General features: G+C 47.7%; 1 protein-coding gene. It reads left to right on the forward strand.

Translation table 11 applies throughout. From position 1 onward, the window contains the following. Nucleotides 1-209 (forward strand): RNA-guided endonuclease InsQ/TnpB family protein (locus tag FD38_RS12695; protein WP_157058829.1); only part of this gene is annotated, 209 nt, incomplete at its 5' end. Between the last annotated feature and the right edge of the window lie 135 nt (nucleotides 210-344).

Genomic DNA, 344 nt, shown 5'->3' on the forward strand with positions numbered 1-344 from the left:
TAGCTTACAAGTGCCAGTGGTATGGTAAGCAGCTCATTGTGGTGAACCCCAACTATACTAGTCAGCAATGCGCTAGCTGTGGGTATCAAAGTGGTCAGAAACCGCTCGAAATTCGCGAATGGACTTGTCCAAAGTGTGGGACACACCACGATCGTGATATCAATGCGGCCGTTAATATCTTACATAGAGGGCTAAAAACGGCCCAATAAAGTCTATCAGGCTAGGGACTAGCCTTGGTAAAAGAGTTGAGTTCTGTGAGTTAGGTACTCGGCATACCGACATAACGGCCTAAACACTCCTCAATGTTCCCAGAAGCTCGGTCGTTTACGGCCGAGTAGTTCACT

Origin of the sequence: Levilactobacillus zymae DSM 19395, from assembly GCF_001434115.1 — a bacterium.
In the GTDB taxonomy this organism is placed as follows: Bacteria; Bacillota; Bacilli; order Lactobacillales; family Lactobacillaceae; genus Levilactobacillus; species Levilactobacillus zymae.